15 protein-coding genes and 3 tRNA genes are annotated in these 18,065 nt (G+C 60.2%); 4 read left to right on the forward strand and 14 right to left on the reverse strand.

Features of this window, described 5'->3' with window-relative positions; translation table 11 throughout:
- Positions 1–161 precede the first annotated feature (161 nt).
- Both HX898_RS06620 and HX898_RS06625 read left to right on the forward strand, forming a co-directional pair.
- Positions 162–236 (forward strand) — tRNA-Glu (locus HX898_RS06620).
- Between the two features lie 74 nt (positions 237–310).
- Positions 311–385: transfer RNA gene (locus HX898_RS06625), tRNA-Glu, on the forward strand.
- Between the two features lie 69 nt (positions 386–454).
- Here HX898_RS06625 and HX898_RS06630 read toward each other — a convergent pair.
- From HX898_RS06630 to HX898_RS06655, 6 genes are all read right to left on the reverse strand, one after another.
- Positions 455–1,606: an L-dopachrome tautomerase-related protein gene (locus tag HX898_RS06630; RefSeq protein ID WP_180194265.1), complete on the reverse strand. Its 1,152-nt coding sequence runs from the start codon at positions 1,604–1,606 to the stop codon at positions 455–457.
- A 235-nt stretch (positions 1,607–1,841) separates the two neighbouring features.
- On the reverse strand, positions 1,842–3,530 hold the full coding sequence (locus HX898_RS06635) for a carboxylesterase family protein (protein ID WP_246697886.1): 1,689 nt from the start codon (positions 3,528–3,530) through the stop codon (positions 1,842–1,844).
- A 58-nt stretch (positions 3,531–3,588) separates the two neighbouring features.
- Positions 3,589–4,320 (reverse strand): transporter substrate-binding domain-containing protein, encoded by a 732-nt coding sequence (locus HX898_RS06640; protein WP_180194267.1) that lies wholly within the window; start codon positions 4,318–4,320, stop codon positions 3,589–3,591.
- A gap of 35 nt (positions 4,321–4,355) precedes the next feature.
- Complete coding sequence (locus HX898_RS06645; RefSeq protein ID WP_180194268.1) at positions 4,356–5,096, reverse strand: hypothetical protein; 741 nt, start codon at positions 5,094–5,096, stop codon at positions 4,356–4,358.
- Positions 5,097–5,148: 52 nt separating this feature from the next.
- A complete protein-coding gene (locus tag HX898_RS06650) occupies positions 5,149–6,360 on the reverse strand; it encodes an FAD-dependent oxidoreductase (RefSeq protein ID WP_180194269.1) in 1,212 nt (403 codons plus the stop codon).
- Positions 6,361–6,385: 25 nt separating this feature from the next.
- Entirely contained in the window at positions 6,386–6,589 is a 204-nt protein-coding gene (locus tag HX898_RS06655; RefSeq protein ID WP_138389288.1) for a rubredoxin, read from the reverse strand.
- Positions 6,590–6,707: 118 nt separating this feature from the next.
- Between HX898_RS06655 and HX898_RS06660 the strand changes: the two genes are divergently transcribed.
- Positions 6,708–7,619 (forward strand): LysR substrate-binding domain-containing protein, encoded by a 912-nt coding sequence (locus HX898_RS06660; RefSeq protein ID WP_138329741.1) that lies wholly within the window; start codon positions 6,708–6,710, stop codon positions 7,617–7,619.
- Positions 7,620–7,688: 69 nt separating this feature from the next.
- Here HX898_RS06660 and HX898_RS06665 read toward each other — a convergent pair whose 3' ends face one another.
- The 7 genes from HX898_RS06665 to HX898_RS06695 form a co-directional block, all read right to left on the reverse strand.
- A complete protein-coding gene (locus tag HX898_RS06665; protein WP_138329743.1) occupies positions 7,689–8,672 on the reverse strand; it encodes a D-2-hydroxyacid dehydrogenase family protein in 984 nt (327 codons plus the stop codon).
- Between the two features lie 50 nt (positions 8,673–8,722).
- Positions 8,723–10,411, reverse strand: a complete 1,689-nt coding sequence (locus HX898_RS06670) for a peptide ABC transporter substrate-binding protein (RefSeq protein ID WP_138329744.1) — start codon at positions 10,409–10,411, stop codon at positions 8,723–8,725.
- Between the two features lie 33 nt (positions 10,412–10,444).
- Positions 10,445–11,395, reverse strand: coding sequence for an ABC transporter permease (locus tag HX898_RS06675; RefSeq protein ID WP_138329746.1), 951 nt, complete (start codon positions 11,393–11,395; stop codon positions 10,445–10,447).
- Positions 11,392–12,345, reverse strand: a complete 954-nt coding sequence (locus HX898_RS06680; protein ID WP_180194270.1) for an ABC transporter permease — start codon at positions 12,343–12,345, stop codon at positions 11,392–11,394. Before HX898_RS06680 ends, HX898_RS06675 begins: the two co-directional genes overlap by 4 nt.
- A 4-nt stretch (positions 12,346–12,349) precedes the next feature.
- Positions 12,350–13,294 (reverse strand): ABC transporter ATP-binding protein, encoded by a 945-nt coding sequence (locus HX898_RS06685; RefSeq protein ID WP_180194271.1) that lies wholly within the window; start codon positions 13,292–13,294, stop codon positions 12,350–12,352.
- Entirely contained in the window at positions 13,291–14,304 is a 1,014-nt protein-coding gene (locus HX898_RS06690) for an ABC transporter ATP-binding protein (RefSeq protein WP_180194272.1), read from the reverse strand. Before HX898_RS06690 ends, HX898_RS06685 begins: the two co-directional genes overlap by 4 nt.
- A gap of 99 nt (positions 14,305–14,403) precedes the next feature.
- A complete protein-coding gene (locus HX898_RS06695) occupies positions 14,404–15,765 on the reverse strand; it encodes a CapA family protein (protein WP_180194273.1) in 1,362 nt (453 codons plus the stop codon).
- A gap of 355 nt (positions 15,766–16,120) precedes the next feature.
- On the opposite strand from HX898_RS06695, the gene HX898_RS06700 reads away from it, so the two are divergent.
- Positions 16,121–16,195 (forward strand) — tRNA-Glu (locus tag HX898_RS06700).
- Between the two features lie 49 nt (positions 16,196–16,244).
- Here HX898_RS06700 and recJ read toward each other — a convergent pair.
- On the reverse strand, positions 16,245–18,047 hold the full coding sequence (gene recJ / locus HX898_RS06705; RefSeq protein ID WP_180194274.1) for a single-stranded-DNA-specific exonuclease RecJ: 1,803 nt from the start codon (positions 18,045–18,047) through the stop codon (positions 16,245–16,247).
- Between the last annotated feature and the right edge of the window lie 18 nt (positions 18,048–18,065).

Genomic DNA, 18,065 nt, shown 5'->3' on the forward strand with positions numbered 1-18,065 from the left:
CGCTTCGTCTCGTTAAAGAACCAACCGGCAGCCTATTGATTCAGCTTCAATAATCGGCTTCTCGAACGCACTCGGATTTCCTGTCATTTTTTTGAAAGAAAACCGCAATTCCGCTTGCGGGATTCAAAACGCCTGACTATAAGGGCGCCACCACGAAGGAAGCGCCCTTCGTCTATCGGTTAGGACACCAGATTTTCATTCTGGGAAGAGGGGTTCGACTCCCCTAGGGCGTACCACTTTCTCTCCATATGGAAGCCAACACTTCCGCTTGCAGAAGCCGGCGCGCGCTCCTATTTTAACGAGGCTGCCTGCGCCCTTCGTCTATCGGTTAGGACGACAGATTCTCATTCTGTAAAGAGGGGTTCGACTCCCCTAGGGCGTACCACTCCTGGCCACACAAGCCATTCTCGGCGTGCTATTCGACCGGACCAGGGCTCGGCTGCTCCGATATGCATCAGGGGAGCGACGGTCCATTCAAAGAGGCACCGAGCTTGATGCCTCCGAATGTTTCGGGCAGATCGACGACGTAGATCTTCCAAGGCCGTTTCACCATGTCCTGCTTGTTGCCGAACAGCCTCGTTCGGCGGGATTGCGTGACCGGAATATAGAGCTTGCGATCGACACTGATGAACGATCCGTCCGGACTGATGAACTCGTCATCCGACGTCAGCACCGCAGTCTCTCCGGTCGGTGACAAGATCGTCACCCGCTTGTTGTCCAGTTCCGAGAGATAGAGGTTACCGTTCGTATCAAGGGCGCAGCCGCCGCTGCGTGCGATCGTCGCGTATTCCTCGACCTGTTCGGCGAGGTCGTCATCCGAAAGCGACGCGTCGCGCAACGCTGCGGTCTTGATCCTGATGAATGGGCCGGTCGGTGCTGCAGCATAAAGCCACTCCCCGTCGTCGCTGACCTCGATCATGTCGATCTTCGGGGTCTGGTGACTCCCCTGCTGCATATTCGGTTCGACCTTTGCCTGCATCTCAGGAGAACCGGACATCCGGCGAAGCGTAACGCCGGTCTTGAGGTCATGATAGATCAAAGCGCCCAACCCGGAGTCCGTGACGTAGACATAGTCGCCGAACACGCGCAGATCGTTCAATTTCGCGCCCTTCGGCAGAATATCGTCGCCGAAGCGCAGAACCCGCAGCACCTCGCCGGAGTCCGCATCCAATTGAACAAGCTTCTGTGCGCCCTTGTGAGGCTCGGAAAGCGCAGGCGGATAGGAGTCTGCGCGCAGTGCTCCCTGGTCCACCGCCCAGACAGTCCCGTCCTTGAAGACATGGATCGAGTTGACATAGACGAAGCTATCAAATCCGTCGTCACCGGGCTTCCATTCGTTCCAGGCGTTTCCCGGAAAGGCGGCTGGCTTTCCGTCCGCACCCCGCTTTGCGAGACAGGGCGTCTGGTCGTAGTCCGGATAGCGCGGCAGGCCGAAGAACATGTCTCCTTTGGCTGTCAGCGCCACCTGATTGCAGAACCATGGAATTTCTGCCGCCACGGTGTGAATAAGCTCTGCCCCTGCCGCCGATACACCTCTTGCCGGCAGCAAGCCTGAAGCCGCAGTGCAGGCAGCAGCAGTCATAAATCTCCGACGTCCAATTTTCATGATATCCTCCTCTTGGTAAGGTCACACGACGGCAAGCAAACGACCGCCATCGAATCGGCGTGCAAACGCCCCGCGCTTTGCGTGCGCGTGGGAGGCCGCGACAGCTGAAATGACGCCGTGGAAAGCCTGGGAACGACCCGCCAATTCTTAAGGCTGGAGCCGTTTTATTGGCAGGATCGATGGCCTCTATCAGCTCTGCGAGTTTTGTAGATCGGCCTGCCGCTCGGCCGCGCGATCAGGGTTTTTCAGCGATATCCCTCTCCGTCATGCCGATACCCTCTAGAATCTTTTTCCGCAGGTAGGCGTCACGGCTTGGGTAGAGCGTCGAGGTCCGCATGGCAGCTTCCCCCTCATGAAACCGAATGAACTGGCCGCCTGACTGAGGGGTCACCTGCCCCCAGTGCGGGACGCTGTTACCGTTCGGATCGCCAGTCTTGATGAAGTTTGCGAGATAGGTAATGGCCATGTCGCGCATGGCGAAATCCGGGTCGGTCCACGGAAGCTGGTCACGGTTTCCAGGGCGCAGCGAACCGTTGAAGTACCAGTTGTCTCCCGCGTGCCAAGCGCGACGAAAGCCCTGATCCTTGCCCGGCGGCCAGTGGTCCCAATAGTAGAGATAGACGTTGGCGCTGCTGTGGGCTTTGGCGAATTCCGCCCCGACGCGCACATACTCGAACATATAGTCGTTCAACATCCGCAGCGACAATCGATAGGCTTCCACCGGGTCGTTGGTTTCGTAGAGCGGAAAGACGGCGTCGTCGACATTGCCCGCCTGGTGCGGTCGGATCGCCGCCAGCATCGCCTCATGCTGCTCGCCCTCCGTCATTTTCAGGTCGTTCGGCCGTAGTCCGGTATATTCGTCCGCCGTCTGACCGATGATGATATCCAGACCGTCGAAATCGCCCGGTTGAACCAGGTTTACCGATTCCTTGGTGAACACGTAGTCGTCGATGGTATAGAACTGGTTCGTTGCGACGGCGCCTGTCATTGCACCGTAGAGCGTTTCCTTTCCGCCCTGCCAATTCTCCAGCCAGGTCTTGCTGTCGATCGCCCGAAGGTCGGCAAGCGTCACCTCCTTGCCAAGGAGCTTGTTTACAGCCTCCTGGTTTTGCTCAGACTTCTTGGCGAAGTCGACAACCTTCCCCGGCAGGAAGCCGGTGAAGCTCGACTGAATGAATGCGCGCTTGAAGAGACCCTTTGCCAGGGGCGTCCGGAGGAGCGCAACCGTGTTTTCGCCACCCGCCGACTGGCCGCCGATCGTCACGGTCTTCGGATCCCCTCCGAACGCCTCCGCGTTCTTTTGGATCCAGTGAAGAGCATCGACGAGATCGAGGACCCCGAAATTGCCTTTCGGGCCCTTGCCACTGTCCTTGCCCATCTCCGGCAGCGACAGCCATCCCATCGCTCCAAGGCGATATTGAACAGAGACGACGACCACGCCTTTCGCAGCCAACTGCGCCGCATAGAGGTCTTTCATCTCGCTTGAACCCAGGCGGTTGGCGCCGCCGTGGATAAGCATATAGATGGGGAGCCGATCGCCGATGCTGTGGGCCGGGGTCCAGACAGCAAGGTTCAAGCCGTTGTCGCTGATCGGCGCCCGGCCGAGACTGTTCGGGTTCTGGAGCATCTGGTCGCCCCACTTGTCAGCCGTGAGAACACCATCCCATGGCTTCACCGGCGGCGCTGGCTTCCAACGGTTTTCCCCACTAACATTTCCGGCGAATGGAATGCCGAGGAATTGGGTAACGCCGGGTGTGTCGCTCGGTACGCCCTCGACCCGGCCTCCCGTAACAGTCGCCAACGTGATTGGCGCGGTTCCGTCGGTCGCGTTCGCATTGTTTGCCGCGCTCAGCGACAGGCTTGCCATCAGGACGACAGCACCCGTTCTACTCTTGCCGACGACAGCCTTGAACTTTCCACTCATTCTCATGCCTTCCTCCCAGGTTGATTGCTCTATCGCCGCGTGGAACAGCAGGTGCCAATCAGGGTGGCACGACGACATCGGCGTGTCCGCTCTGCACCAGAGACAGGCGAACGAAACCGCTCGCCTTCTGCTCCTGGACGAAAGCGCGCGTGAACGCGGCTGCGGCAGGGCGATCCGCACTGATGCCAACGGCCTGGGGAATGGCCATGAACGGTTCCTGCAACACTGCAAAGTCGGGCTGGTCGCGAGCAACGATCGACATGGCCTGCCGCACGCCCGCCAGACCATCGAGATCCCCGCCCGTCAAAGCCGCCACCGCTTCCGGAAAACTGTCGAAACGGATCAGTTCGCCGGCCCCGCCCTGTCTTGAAAGAAAGAGTTCGTAGGCACTTCCCCTAACGGCGCCGATTTTCAGTCGCAGCCGGTCCACGTCCTTCAGGCCCAACGGCCCCGCAGCGCGGCGTATCAGAAATGCGCCTTCGATCTGGACATAAGGGTCGCTATAGGCAATGCGCTCGGCTCGCTGCGGATCGATTGCGAGGAAACACACGTCCCACTCCCCCGTGCCGACACTTGCGGAAACATCGCCGGCTTTGTCGTAATGTCGAAAGCGGATCGGGAGCGAGAGTTCCTCTGCAAGCGACCGTGCGAGGTCCACCGACACGCCCGTCGGCGTCTCGTCCGTCGGGCCGCGCCGAACCAGCACGACATTGCCGTGATTGAGGGCGCAGACCAGCATTCCGGAAGGAGCGATCTCCCTGCGGATCGCCTCAAGGTCAAAATAGGTCACGGTTTCCTCCTCCAGTTGAACGCATGCCTTCAGGACTAGATGGATTTCATCCACTCATCTTCGGTCGGGAACTGCGTGATCATCAGCTCTAGCCCATCCTCGCCAGCCGTGATGGTCGGCGCAGGATCGTCGAACCGCACGAACATCAGCGAGAAGGGCTGATAAATCTGCCCTTCATGGATGAGACTGCCGTTGAGCACGATCAGGTACTGGCCGCCGCTGCCGCTCGGATCGGGTGCCTGCACCGCCATGGCCGGTCCCAGCCGGAACACCTTGCAGTTCATGCCATCATCACCCGGCTGCTCCTCGATGATGGTGTCGACGGTCAACTCGGTGCGATTGCGGAGAACCGGCTCGATCGACAGCGCCACTGCACCCGACGTGCGATGACGGCGTTTGGTGGGTTTGAGCTTTTCGCGAACGTTCGGCGTCGTCAGGTAGACGAGCCCGGCATCGGTCTTGCTGCGCAAAGTCAGGTATGACAGTCCCTGTTCGCTGGCGATCAGCGGGCCATAGCCGGTGTGATGGTCGGCGTAATGCACGGTAACGAGACGCACTTCGTCACGGCCGATCGTGCCGCTTCCGGCGATGAAGACCTGGAACTGGTCGACGATGTGGAAATGCGAGTCGAGCTTTTGATGAGCGTTCAAATCGAGCCGGAAGGCCTGTGGATCAGGCGCTGCAATGTCCGAGTTCTTGCCGAACATGTTGATCTTCCAGGATTGGCCGCGGCGAAAACGGGTCGGTTCTTTTTCGGTGTAGGACGCAGTTTGCATCGATTGATCCTCCTTGGGCCGTCGCGCCGATTTGCTTTAATGGTGATGCGCTTCAATGGTGATGGGGTGGCGGAAACTCGACATCGAGTGCCGCGGCAACCGCGTCTCGGTCTATCCCGATCATCTCGTGCAACTTGCCGAACTGCTGCGGGGCGTTGATCGTCTGGACGGCAACGAGACGATCGCGCTTGAAGCCCAGAACCGAAAATGCTCCGCTGGCCGGTGCGTTCAGCACCGCTTCCATGTCGGCGCCGTTCACCTCGCCCGACATCTGGATCTGGATGGCAGCCTGATGCGACCAATAGCGCGGCAGACGCTTGGGTGGCGGTGACGCCCCGGTGATTGCCGCAGCAACGATCTTCGCCTGATCCTGCCCGGGATTGACCGCTTCGTTTCGGACGTGGCGTCCAAGCACCGGATCGTACCAAGCGGAGCAATCGCCAACCGCATAGACGGCCGGGTGCGATGAACGCCCGATCTCCGAAACGAGAATGCCGTTGTTCACCTCAAGGCCCGCGTCGCGCGCCAATTTTTCATGGGGCGCCGCCCCGATCGCCACGACGACAATATCAGCCTCGATCTGCTCGCCATCGCCTAAGGTGACCAGATCGATACCCCGGCCACCGTCGCGGGCGATCGTCGTGACCGTGGCGCCGAAGCGAACATGAAGCCCCTGGTTCAGATGCCGGTCGAGCACGTAATTGGCAATCGACTTGCTGACCGTCCGCTCCATCAGCCTCGAACCGGCCTCGATGACCGTGACGTCGAGCCCCTTTGCCAAAGCCATTGCGGCGATTTCCATGCCGATCAATCCGCCGCCGATGATCGCGACCGACTTGGCACCGGCAAGGCGTGCCTTCAATCCGATCAGATCGTGATGCGTGCGCAGGGTGTGGGCGACGCCGTTGGCATCCACAGACGTGGGCAGACGACGGGGTTCGGCCCCGCAGGCGAGGATCAGGCACCCGTAGGAAAAGCGCGTTCCATCCTCGGAGAGCGCATAGCTTTCCGCCACATTCAGCGCGACGATCTTCACAGCCTGAACGAGGTCGATCCGATTCGAGGCGTAGAAGGTCTCCGGGCGGAGCGGCGTCAGAGCATAGTCGTCCTTCGACAACGCTTCTTTCGAGAGCGGCGGACGATGGTAGGGAAGGACGTTCTCCTGCGTCACCAGCATGATGGAGCCATCATATTTGGAGCTTCGCAATGCGGCCGCAACAGCGACCCCGGAATGGGACGCACCAATGATCAAGATATCAGACATCAAGGGTTCACCGATCCGATCGCTGTCATCCGACGACCACCATGTCGAACTCGCTTTTTCGAGCGCCGCACTCCGGGCAAACCCAATCGTCGGGCACATCTTCCCAGCGGGTGCCCGGCGGGACGCCGCCATCGGCATCTCCAAGCGCCTCGTCGTAGACATACGCGCACAGGACGCACTGCCACACCTTGAAGCCGCTCCGGGCGGCGACCTCCGCGGACGGAACCATTGTTTTTCCTCCCACAAACTCGAATTTGAGCGAAGCTACCTCAAGGATCTTGGTATCTCCAGATGTTCTGCCATACTATCAGTCATAGCATTTCGGCATATCTCAGGGAGAAGACGACATGGACATCCGCCAACTCGCTTATTTCGTCCGCGTGGCGGAACTCGGAAGCTTCAGCCGCGCATCGGCTTTCCTGCACATCGCCCAGCCCGCACTGAGCCGACAGGTCCGAAACCTGGAGACGGAGTTGAAGGAACGGCTCCTGCTTCGCAATGGACGAGGCGTCGAGCTCACCGAGGCCGGCGAACGTCTGCTCGACAATGCGCGTGGCATTCTTCGGCAAATCGAGCGCACCTACGAGGACATCGAGAATTCTCGAACAGGGAAATCCGGGAAGGTCGGAATAGGTTTACCTGCTACGATCTCGACTGCAATCGCGACCGCGCTCATACGCAAGCTGAGAGAGGAATTGTCGGATGCTCAGGTGATGCTCGTCCACGGACGATCAAACCAGCTTCAGGAATGGATCCTGTCCGGCCGCCTCGACATGGCGATCATGTACGACGCTCCATCGTCCCCGATGTTGGAAATCCACGACCTTGTCGAGGAGAACCTCTATCTCATTGGCCGCGAAGGCGCGTTCAAAGATGACAAGCCGGTACATCTGGAATCAATTGCCGACGTGCCAATGGTCATCGCCTGCAGGCCCAACAGCACGAGGGTCCTGCTCGATTCCGAACTCGCACGGCTCGGCCAGAAGCTCAATATCGTCTTTGAATTGGACCCTCTCGATACGATGTTCGATCTTGTGAGGGACGGCTACGGCTTCACGGTGGCGTCGATCCGCACGCTGGCATCCAAGGGTCCGGACGCGCGGCATGGATTGGAACTGCGCAAAATCGTCGGACCCGAATTGATCCTCTCCGTTCAACTTGTGCAGCCCGCTCGCCGATTGTCGAACAGGCTGCACGAAGCGGCTTTTCGTATATTGCGCGACCTCAGCATGGATCTCCTGGGAGGCAAGCCGACCTGAAGGCGCTCCCTGGAATGCTCTTCCGGGTGAAACCGCGGAGGCGCTATTCTCGGCAAGAGCGGCAGAACGTCAGCATCCGGTATCCAGGCCCATATTGACGACACGCTCAGGGCGCCCATCCAAAAATGCTTCGATGAGGCGGACGGCGTCTCCGTAGTAGGTACCCAACATGTCCCTGGTGAAATATCCAAGGTGCGGGGTGATCACGACGTTCGACAGGCTGCGGAATGGATGGTCGACCGGCAGCGGCTCTTTTTCGTAGACGTCCAGCCCCGCTCCCGCAATCGATCTTGAGCGCAACGCGGCAATAAGCGCGGGCTCGTCAACGATGGCGCCGCGGGCGGTATTGATGATGTAGGCGGTCTTTTTCATCGCCTGCAGATCGGTCGCGCCGACGATGCCTCGCGTTCGGTCGCTCAACGCCAGATGGATCGTGACGACGTCGCTGGTGGCAAAGAGCTCTTGCTTCGATACCAGACGCGCACCGGCTGCCTCCGCCTGCTCCGCCGTCATGTTCTGGCTCCAGGCCTGGAGCTCCATGCCGAATACCTTGCCGATCTCCGCGACCCTTCTGCCGAGGCTGCCGAGGCCAAGAATGCCGAGCACCTTGCCTCCTACCGTCGTTCCCGCCTGGGTCTGCCAGCCTCCGCGGCGCATGCTGCGATCCTCCGAAGCGATATGTCTCGTTGCCGACAAGATCAGACCCCAGACGAGTTCGGCAACGCCGCCGGCGCCAGCCCCGCTGACGGGAGTGTTCGAGACGAGGACGCCGCGGCTCGCGGCTGTCGCGATGTCCACCGTATCGTAGCGCTTGCCGGTCACGACGATGTACTTCAGGCGCGGCAGCCGATTGATCAACTCCCCTGGAATCGGCATCCTCTCACGGAGAGTGCAGATTATGTCGAATCCAGCGAGTTCGCGCGCGGCCTCATCCGGCAGCGCCAGCGGACGGTCGAAGACGACGACATTGGCGCGGGATTTCAAACCTCCCCAATCGGCGACCTCCTGAGAAATACCCAGATAATCGTCAAGAATGGCGATGTTCGGTTTCATAGATATCCCACGCAAATGATCTTCGGATAGTCTGGCTTAAACGGCCCTGCTCATTGCCGCTGCCATTCCTCCGACCAGATCTGCAACGGGTCGAGCGTTCCCTGCCGGAAGTTCGTAAGGCCGGTGACGGTGACGTAGGCGCGCGGGTAGAAATAGAGCGGCAACATCGGCAGATCGTCGGCAAAGATTTTCTGGACCGCCGCCCATTTCTGCTTTGCCGTCTCAGGATCGAGCGCCGCCTCGAGCTCGGATATGGCCTTGTCCATCTCCGGATTTGCATAGGCTGAGAAATTGTTGCCGACGCCATTGTTTTTTGGACCCGGAATGGCGTCGGATCCGAGCGCGATCCGCGGCGAAACGGATGGAGAAAAGTCGATCGAGGACATCATCAGAGCTTTGAACTTCCGCTTGCGCGCCATCTCGCCATTGAATTCCTGCAGGGGCACGAAGTTGTTGGTGATCTCGATGCAGACATCCTTCAACTGGCTCTGGATGACCTGAGCAATCTGCTCTCTGGTCTGATTGCCCGCAGTGGAGACAAGCTCGAGCGAAAGACGCTCGCCTTTGTCATTGACACAGATGCCGTCACTGCCCGGTTTCCAACCAGCGCTTTCGAGCAGCTCTTTAGACTTCTCAGCGTCATATGAGTAGAGCGTCATATCCTTGTTGTAATAGGCATTCTCGCTGCTCAGGATGCCGTTGGCGACGGGCTGCAGCCCTCCGAACAGTTCGTCGCTTATCGCCTGGCGGTCGATTGCGTAGAGGATGGCCTGGCGCACCGCCTTATCCTTGAGGATCGGATTGTCGAAATTGACAGCGATGCGCTCGACGTTCGTTCCGTAGGCAAGATGGTAGGTGAACTTGTCAGGCTGCTGGTTCTTGAGATCGAGCATCTGCGAGAAGCTGATTCCGCCGGGGCTGACAGGGACCGCATCGACCGATCCAGCGAGCAGATTCTGAAGCAACGAAGACGAATTGTCGCGATAGCTCAGGATTATCCGCTGCAGATGGGGCTTATCTCCCGGCCACTTCGGATTGGGCGTGAACACGATGCGTGTTCCGATCTGATAGTCGCTGAGCAGGAACGAGCCGTTCCACAGGCCGGGATTGGTCGGCTGCAGATTGTAGAGCGATTGCTTGACATAGGTGTCGAGCGTTGGATTGGCCGCATAGACCGGACCTTCCAGGTGCTCCGGAATGACCTGGTCCCAGGAATTATAGCTCGAAATGATCTGCGGGATCGTCAGCACGACGGTTCGCTCGTCGACGATCTCCAGCGCAGATGCCCGCGTCCAGGAATTGTAGTTGGAGAAGCCGATCTTGGGATCGCGCGCCATTTTCCAGGTGAACTCGATATCCTTCGAGGTAACCGGCACGCCGTCTCCCCAGGCAAGCCCCTCCCTGAGCTTGAACGTGACCTTCATTCCCTTCTTGCCATCGGGAAGATCGACGATCTTGGCAAGACCGTTGTCGATGGTCGGCAGCGTTTCGCAAAGGATACAGTGATTGACGACGTTCTCGTCGAATGCCGTTATCGGTCGGAGGGAATAGTTGATGACGAGGCGCTTGGTATTGTTGACTTGAACCAGCGGATGAAAATTCGTCAGGAACTGCAACTGTCCGACGACCAGTTGATCCTTTGCCTGAGCCATAGCGCTGGCACTCGACAGCGAGGTCAGCGCAGCCGTGGCGAGTGCCACGGTGACGAACGATTTTAGTCTCTTCCCGGCAGATGTCATTTTATCCTCCATCAGACTTTGTTTTTGTTTTCTTCAGTGCGATCCCTTGCTCGTCTCCGAGCGAGGATCGAAGGCCGAGCGAACGCCATCGCCGACGAAATTGACCGCCATTACGGTGGTGAAGATCAGCAGGCCGGGATAGACGGCAAGCATCGGGGCCGAGATGATGAGCTGCTGCGCATTGGTCAGCATGTTCCCCCATGTCGGCGTTGGCGGAACGATGCCAAAGCCAAGGAAGCTCAGCGTCGATTCGAACAGGATGATGCGGCCGACCGACAAGGTCATCGCGACGATCAGAGGTGTGGCGATGTTCGGCAAAATGTGGACGAAAATGTTATATCGACCCTTGGCTCCGCTGACACTTGCTGCCCTGATGTAATCGACATCGCGTAACGTGATGGTGCCGGCCCTGGCTATTCTGGCGATCGTCGTCCAGTCGACGAGAGCGATGATGATGACGATCCTCAAGAAGACGGCGGCAGGCGACGTCGCCGCAGCCTGGCTGAGGCCGAGTTTCGTCAGATCGACGGCGCCCAGGACGATCAGCACCGGGATGAGCGGCAGAGCGATGATGCAATCCGTCATCCGCATGAGCACGTTGTCGAACCTGCCGCCGATGTAGCCCGCAGTGACGCCGATCCCGATGCCGATGATCCCGGTAATGAAGGTGGCGAGCAGACCGACGGCAATGGATACCTGGCCGCCATAGAGGAGCCGCAGCAGTACGTCGCGGCCAAGGTCGTCGGTGCCGAGCCAGTGCTGCGCTGACGGCGGCTTGAACCGGCGCAGGAGATTGGTGGCGTTGGCGTCTATTCCCGTCAAATAGGCGATGGGCCCGGCCATGGCGCAGGAAAGCATGAGAAGGACCACGAAAACCAGCGAGATCATCGCGAGCTTGTTGTCCCGGAAGCGCTGCCAGCGCTTGCTCCAGACCGAATTCGAGCTGGCGCCCGCTGGCGCCGTATCTGCGGTGACGATGCTCATTTCAGGGTAATCCTCGGGTCAAGCCACGCATAGGCGAGGTCGGCAAGAAGGCTTGAAAACAGGGTGACGATGGTCGCCAGCAGAAGGCCGACGAGCGCCAGATTGAAGTCGATGTTGCTGATCGCGTCGTAGATGACTTTGCCCATACCCAGCATGCCGAAGATCGTCTCCACGACGAGCGCCCCTGAGAATAGCGAGCCGAAGCCGAGGGCAAGCACCGTCACCATCGGGATCAGAGCGTTGCGGAGCGCGTGACGCATGACGACAGCCGTTTCCGAAAGACCCTTGGCCCGCGCTGTCCGGACAAAGTCCGAATTGAGCGTCTCGATCATCGATGCTCTCACATATCGCACCAGCGGGCCGACATGGAAGAATGTCAGGACGACCACCGGCAGGATCATATGGACGATCTGTTCGCCGACCGGAGCGTCGCTCATCAAGGGCGTGCCGCTCGCCGGAAGCCAGCCGAGCTTGACTGAGAATACGATGATCAGAATGAGCGAGGTCCAGAACCCGGGCAACGAAATGCTGGCGAAGGCGATAAGACTGATGACGTTGTCCGTCCATCCGCCCGGCTTGCGGGCAGCCAGCGCACCGAGAAGCATCGCAAGCGGGATACTGACGATTTCGGTCGCGACGAGAAGCTTCGCGGTCTGAATCACGGCTGGCCAGAGGACGTCCAGGACCGGCTTGAAATAGACGCTGGAATAGCCGAGATCGCCATGAAGCGCCTGGTAAAGCCAGTGACCATAGCGGGCAAAAAGCGGCTGATCCATTCCGTAGAGCGCCCGCATCTGCGCCATCGTCTCCGGCGTCAGCGATGGATTACCCTCCAGCATGGTCTCGACAGGGTCGCCAGGCATGAGCCCGATCAGGACGAACAGCAGAAGCGACATCACAAGAGTGACGAGGACTGCCTGGAGGAGACGTGAAATCGTATATCTCAACATCGGCTCAATCCTTGAAATGACAGGCGGAAAGTTGCGTGGGCCGGCCAGATGCGGGCAGAAGCGCAGGTCTTTGGCTCTTGCAGATGTCCTGCGCCTTTAGACAACGGGTATGAAACACGCAGCCGGAGGGTGGGGCCAAGGGCGAAGGGATCTCGCCCCGAAGGATCTGTTCTTTCTTTCGTCGTCCCCGGCCGATGCGTGGAACGGCCGCCAGCAGGGCTTGGGTATAGGGGTGGCTGGGTGTCTGGAAGAGATCCTCCGAGGCCGCCACCTCCATCAACCGCCCGAGATAGAGAACGGCGACACGGTCCGCGAGGTGCCGCACGACGCCGAGATCGTGGCTGATGAACAGATAGCTGATGCCATGCTGCTTCTTGATGTCATCGAGCAGGTTGAGCACCTGGCTCTGGATCGAGACATCAAGGGCGGAAAGCGGCTCGTCGGCGACGATCATTTCCGGTTCGGCGATCAGGGCACGCGCAATCGCAATCCTTTGGCGCTGGCCGCCGGAGAACTGATGAGGATAGCGACGCGCCGCTTCCGGCGGCAGGCCGACCTGTCCTAAGACGTCGACTGCCCTGGCTTGCCGCTTGTCGGCCGGGACGCCCTTCAGCCTCAGCGGCTCTGCAACGATCTCTCCGACCACCATCCGCGGATCGAGCGCGGAAAACGGGTCCTGGAAGATGACTTGCACCGGTGTGTGTCCTTCGCCGCCCGGCCTGGCGCTGTTGAACGTCACGGTCCCGGCGGTCTGCTTGCGCAATCCGGCCACGACATATCCAAGCGTCGACTTGCCGCTGCCGCTTTCGCCGACAAGCGCGAGTGTTTCACCCTTCAAGACGCTCAGCGATACGTCATTGACCGCTTGCAGCCAGACCGCTGGTTTTAGAAAACCGCCACCGATCGGAATATCGACGTTGATATGCTCGAGATTCAGGAGTTCGGTCATGGCTTAACCTTGTGGCAGGCGACCTTATGGCCGGGAGCGACTTCGAGAAGATCAGGCTCGATCTGTCGGCAGCCGTCGTCTGCAAAGGGACAGCGCCTGGCAAAACGGCAACCCGTCGTTATATCGGACGTGACGCGCCCAGGAATGACGTAGAGACGCTCTACCCGCTTGTCGGGATCCGGAAGCGTCTGAATCAGTCCCTGGGTGTAGGGATGAAGCGGATTGGCGAAGAGCTCGTCGGCGGGCGCATATTCAACGGCCGTGCCGGCATACATCATCATGATGGAGTCGGCGATCTCCGATATGACAGCGAGATTGTGGCTGATGAACTGGATCGACATCTGGGCGTCGTCCTGCAGCGTCAACATAAGATCGAGTATCTGCGCCTGGATCGTGACGTCGAGCGCGGTCGTCGGCTCGTCGGCGATCAGCAACTGCGGACGACAGGCCAGCGCCATCGCGATCATCGCACGCTGGCGCATGCCGCCAGAGAGCTGATGCGGATAGTCCTCCGCGCGCCGAGCCGGCGACGGGATTCCGACCTGCGCAAGCAGATCGACCGCGCGGCCATGCGCTGCGCCCTTGCGGAGCTTCTCATGCTTGACGAGAACCTCGGCGATCTGCCGTCCGACCGGCATTACCGGGTTCATGGCAGTCATCGGCTCCTGAAAGATCATCGCGATCTCGCGGCCGCGAACCTGCTGCCATTGGCGCTGCGTAAACTTTGCCAGATCCCGGCCATTGAAATCGATGGTGCCGTCGACCCTGCCACCGCCGGCAACAAGCCCGAGAAGAGCAAGCGACGTCATCGTCTTACCGCAGCCACTTTCGCCGACGATTCCCAAGGTTTTGCCGCGCGCTATGCTGTAGCTCAGACCTCGCACGATCTCGACAGCGCCGTGCGGACCTGGAAAGGAGACTTTCAGATCCTGGACGTCCAGCAAGGGCGCGGAGTTTTCGGTGGTCGACGCAGCTCCGTCACCAACGACAGCGCCGTTGACATGCAGCATTCGTCACCTCCCTTTCGAATGTCTGGCCCGTACCAGGCACAGTTCTTCTATTCGCATGTGTTGCCTACCGCGGCCTCCACCGCAGCAGGCGCATTCTCGTTACAGCTCGATAACGCCGACGCCGCTTCTGATTTCGATCTTCGTCCCGAAAGGTTCAGACAGGCGACGATAGCGATCGATGATGCGCACGGCATCCTCTCCCTTGGCAACCATCGGCCGCCCTTCAGTATTGTGATGGTCGCCCTTGCCGGTGCGCCGGGTCTGTTTGACATCAGGCGAGGTGTCGCGCCCCATTTCGACCGGATGGAGCAGAATGCGTTTCAGCCTCTCCCCCTCCATATCGAGCTTGATGACGGCGGAACTCCACCAGGTGTCGGTGGGCGTATCAAGGCCGGGATGAAGTGGATGGGCGGCGGGCGTCAGCATTGCGAGACGGTCGACGTCATGTCCCCAGGCATCGTAGCTGTCATAAGGGACGCGCTGGATGAACTCGGATTGAGCAAAGAAGTTGCCAATGCCGTAGAATATCGGTCTGCCATTGTAGATCTCGATGCCCAATGTCCGATGCCAGCCGTGGCCGATGTAGATATCGGCGCCGCCGTCGATGACGGCGTGAGCGAACTCCTTGACGAAGCCAGGCGGCGTATCGCCCCGCGGACCATCCGAGACGCTGAAATGATGCGCCACGATCACCAGGTCTGCCATGGAGCGCGCCTCGTGGACGGAACGAAGGTTGCGTTCGAGGTCGCGTTTGTGGCATCGGCTGATGACTTCGCAGCGGTCGCTCACGAAGAAGGATTCGGGATCGCCCCATTGCTGGGCGCCGGGAATTTGAACGCCGAAAGACCCCTCGCGGCCATGCTTCGGCTTCTTCATGAAATTGAACTTCTCGCCAAAGTCCTTGAGATTCCTGGCGGTCTGCTCGTCCACCATGAATTCAAAGGTGAGGCGTTGGGGATTGACGCCAGGGCGGCCGCGTAGCGCACCCTTCGGCATGCCCGCCCACATGAAATGTTGATTGCCGGAACTTGTCGAGACGAGTGCGACACGTCCGTTTTTCTTGTCGACGTAGCCCGGCTCGCTGGCGAGCTCGAGATCCGCGCCGGTGCCGGCTGTGACGATGCCCGCGGCCCTCATGTGCTTCTTTGTCGCGATCAGACCTTCGGCTCCGAAATCGAAACTGTGGTTATGCGCGGTGGACATGATATCAAAGCCGGCCCACTTGAGATCCTTGGCAATCTCGGGATCCGCCATCATGAAACTTCCGATGCCTTGGCCGCGGGCCGGCCACTTGAGCTCGTCGTAGTCGGCGAAATTCATTTCCAGATGACCGTAAGTGACATCGGCGTCCTTAAGGACGTCCCAAACCTCGGTAAATTGAGGCTCGTCGTGCATGGCAAATGGGCGACACACCATGCACTCGCCCGCCAACGCCACTTTCCAGTTCCGTGTCGACACCATAAAACCTCCTGAGCCGACGAGACGCCGGCACAGAGAGCCTGCGTTCGTCCGACTGCCGTTCTCATATTCGTGAGCTTGAAAATCTCCCAAAGCGACATTTCTCACTCCCGTCGCATATCGAACATAGCACTCCGGGCAGCTATCACTAGTTTCGTCGATTGCCTTTCAGAAATGCCGTTTCGGCATATCTCTCGGTGTCGATACACGTCGTTGACCAGCCTGGGCTGCGCGTCGGCAGTAAGCGGTACCGTGATTTTCCACAGCCGAAATAAATCGGCGAAAACGATGATTTTTTCGCGCCTTGGCGCTTGCGGCCTTCGAAGGCGCTGACTATAAGGGCGCCACCACGAAGGAAGCGCCCTTCGTCTATCGGTTAGGACACCAGATTTTCATTCTGGGAAGAGGGGTTCGACTCCCCTAGGGCGTACCACTTTCTCTCCCTTGGCACTTCCCATCGTCAGCGCTTTTGCGCGACTACTCTATTTCGCCGGCGCAGCATCGCAGACGCGCAACTGGATGCGGCGTGCGCCCTGGTAGTGGTCGGCACCGAGCGAACCGGCGACATGCAGGCTGGCACCGCGTGAATTGATGAGAAGATTGCCAAGCGGCGTATCGGCGGCGCGAAAGGCGATGCCGTCGAGCCGCGATCCGTCCATGGCCTCCAGCGTCACCTTCACATGTTTCTCACCGACCAGGCGGGCGTCTCGCACCCTATGCGCCGGTACGGCAAAGAGCGGCTGTGCGTGGCCAGAGCCATAGGGGCCGGCGGCCTCCAGGCGGTCGATGAGTTCGAGGGTGGCGCCGCTTGCGCCGATCGCGCCGTCGATCTTCAGCGTTTCGTTGGCGACGAGGCTGGCCACCGTCCTCTCGGCCTTCTCCGTGAAGAAGGTCCTCAGCCTGCCGAGATCGGCGCGCTCGACCGTCAGACCCGCGGCCATGGCGTGGCCGCCGCCCTTGACGAGCAGCCCCTCGTCGACAGCAGCCCGGACCATCCTGCCCATGTCGAAGCCGTTGATGGAGCGGCCCGAGCCGGTGCCGCGGCCGGAGGGATCGAAGGCGATCGCAAAAGCAGGCCGTTTGAACTTCTCCTTCAGCCGCGCCGCGATCAGCCCGACGATACCGGGATGCCATTTCTCATGGGCGGTGACGATGACGGAGGCGCCCTCGCCGTCGCCATATTCGGCAAGTGCCTCGGCTTCGGCCTCCTGCAGCATGATCGCCTCCATCGCCTGGCGTTCGCGATTGAGCTCGTCGAGGCGCTGCGCGATCACATCCGCCTCGCCGGCGTCATCAAGCGTCAGCAGCCGGCTTCCGAGTGCCGCGTCGCCGATCCGCCCGCCGGCATTGATGCGCGGGCCGATCAGGAAGCCGAAATGATAGGGTGTCACCGGGCCGGCGAGCCCCGCCTTGCGGAACAGTGCGGCAAGCCCGGCATTGCTCTGGTGGCGGGCAGCGACCAGCCCCTTCACCACATAGGCGCGGTTGAGGCCCTTCAGCGGCACGACATCGCAGACCGTCGCAAGAGCCACGATATCCAGCCATTGCAGCAGGTCGATCGCCAGGATGCGCTTGTTGCCGGCCGCGCGCAGCAGCCGGAGCGTCGCGACCAGCACCATGAAGACGACGCCAGCCGCGCAAAGATGCCCCTGCCCCGAGAGATCGTCCTCGCGGTTCGGGTTGACAAGCGCATGGCAGGGCGGCAGCTCATGTGTAACCTGGTGGTGATCGATGACGACGACATCGATATTGCGCGCGGCAGCGGCGGCCAGCGCCTCGTGGCTGGTGGAGCCGCAATCGACGGTGACGATCAGCTGAGCGCCGTTATCGATCAACTGATTGATCGCCGCCGGATTGGGGCCGTAACCTTCGAAGACTCGGTCGGGGATATAGATGGTCGCCCTGACGCCAAAATGGCTGAGAAAGCGGAACATCAGTGCCGAGGAGGCTGCGCCGTCGACGTCGTAGTCGCCGAAGATAGCGACGCTCTCGCCGCGCTCGATCGCGCGCAGGAGGCGGGTCGCGGCCTTTTCGCAATCGGTCAGCCTATGGGGATCGGGCATCAGGCTGCGGATCGTCGGGTCGAGGAATTCGATCGCCTCGTCTACCGTCACGCCGCGCCCGGCGAGCACCCGGGCGATCAGATCCGGCAGTCCGTGGATCTGCGACATGGCGAGCGCGCGGTTCTGCCCTGCCTGATCGAGCCGCGCGACCCAGCGATTGTCGAGCGCGGATTTCTCCACGCCGAGAAACGCGCGCTGTACGGGGTCGACGAGATCTGCCATGCCACACTCCGCTGACTT

This window comes from Rhizobium sp. WYCCWR 11128, from assembly GCF_013416305.1.
Classification (GTDB): domain Bacteria; phylum Pseudomonadota; class Alphaproteobacteria; order Rhizobiales; family Rhizobiaceae; genus Rhizobium; species Rhizobium indicum.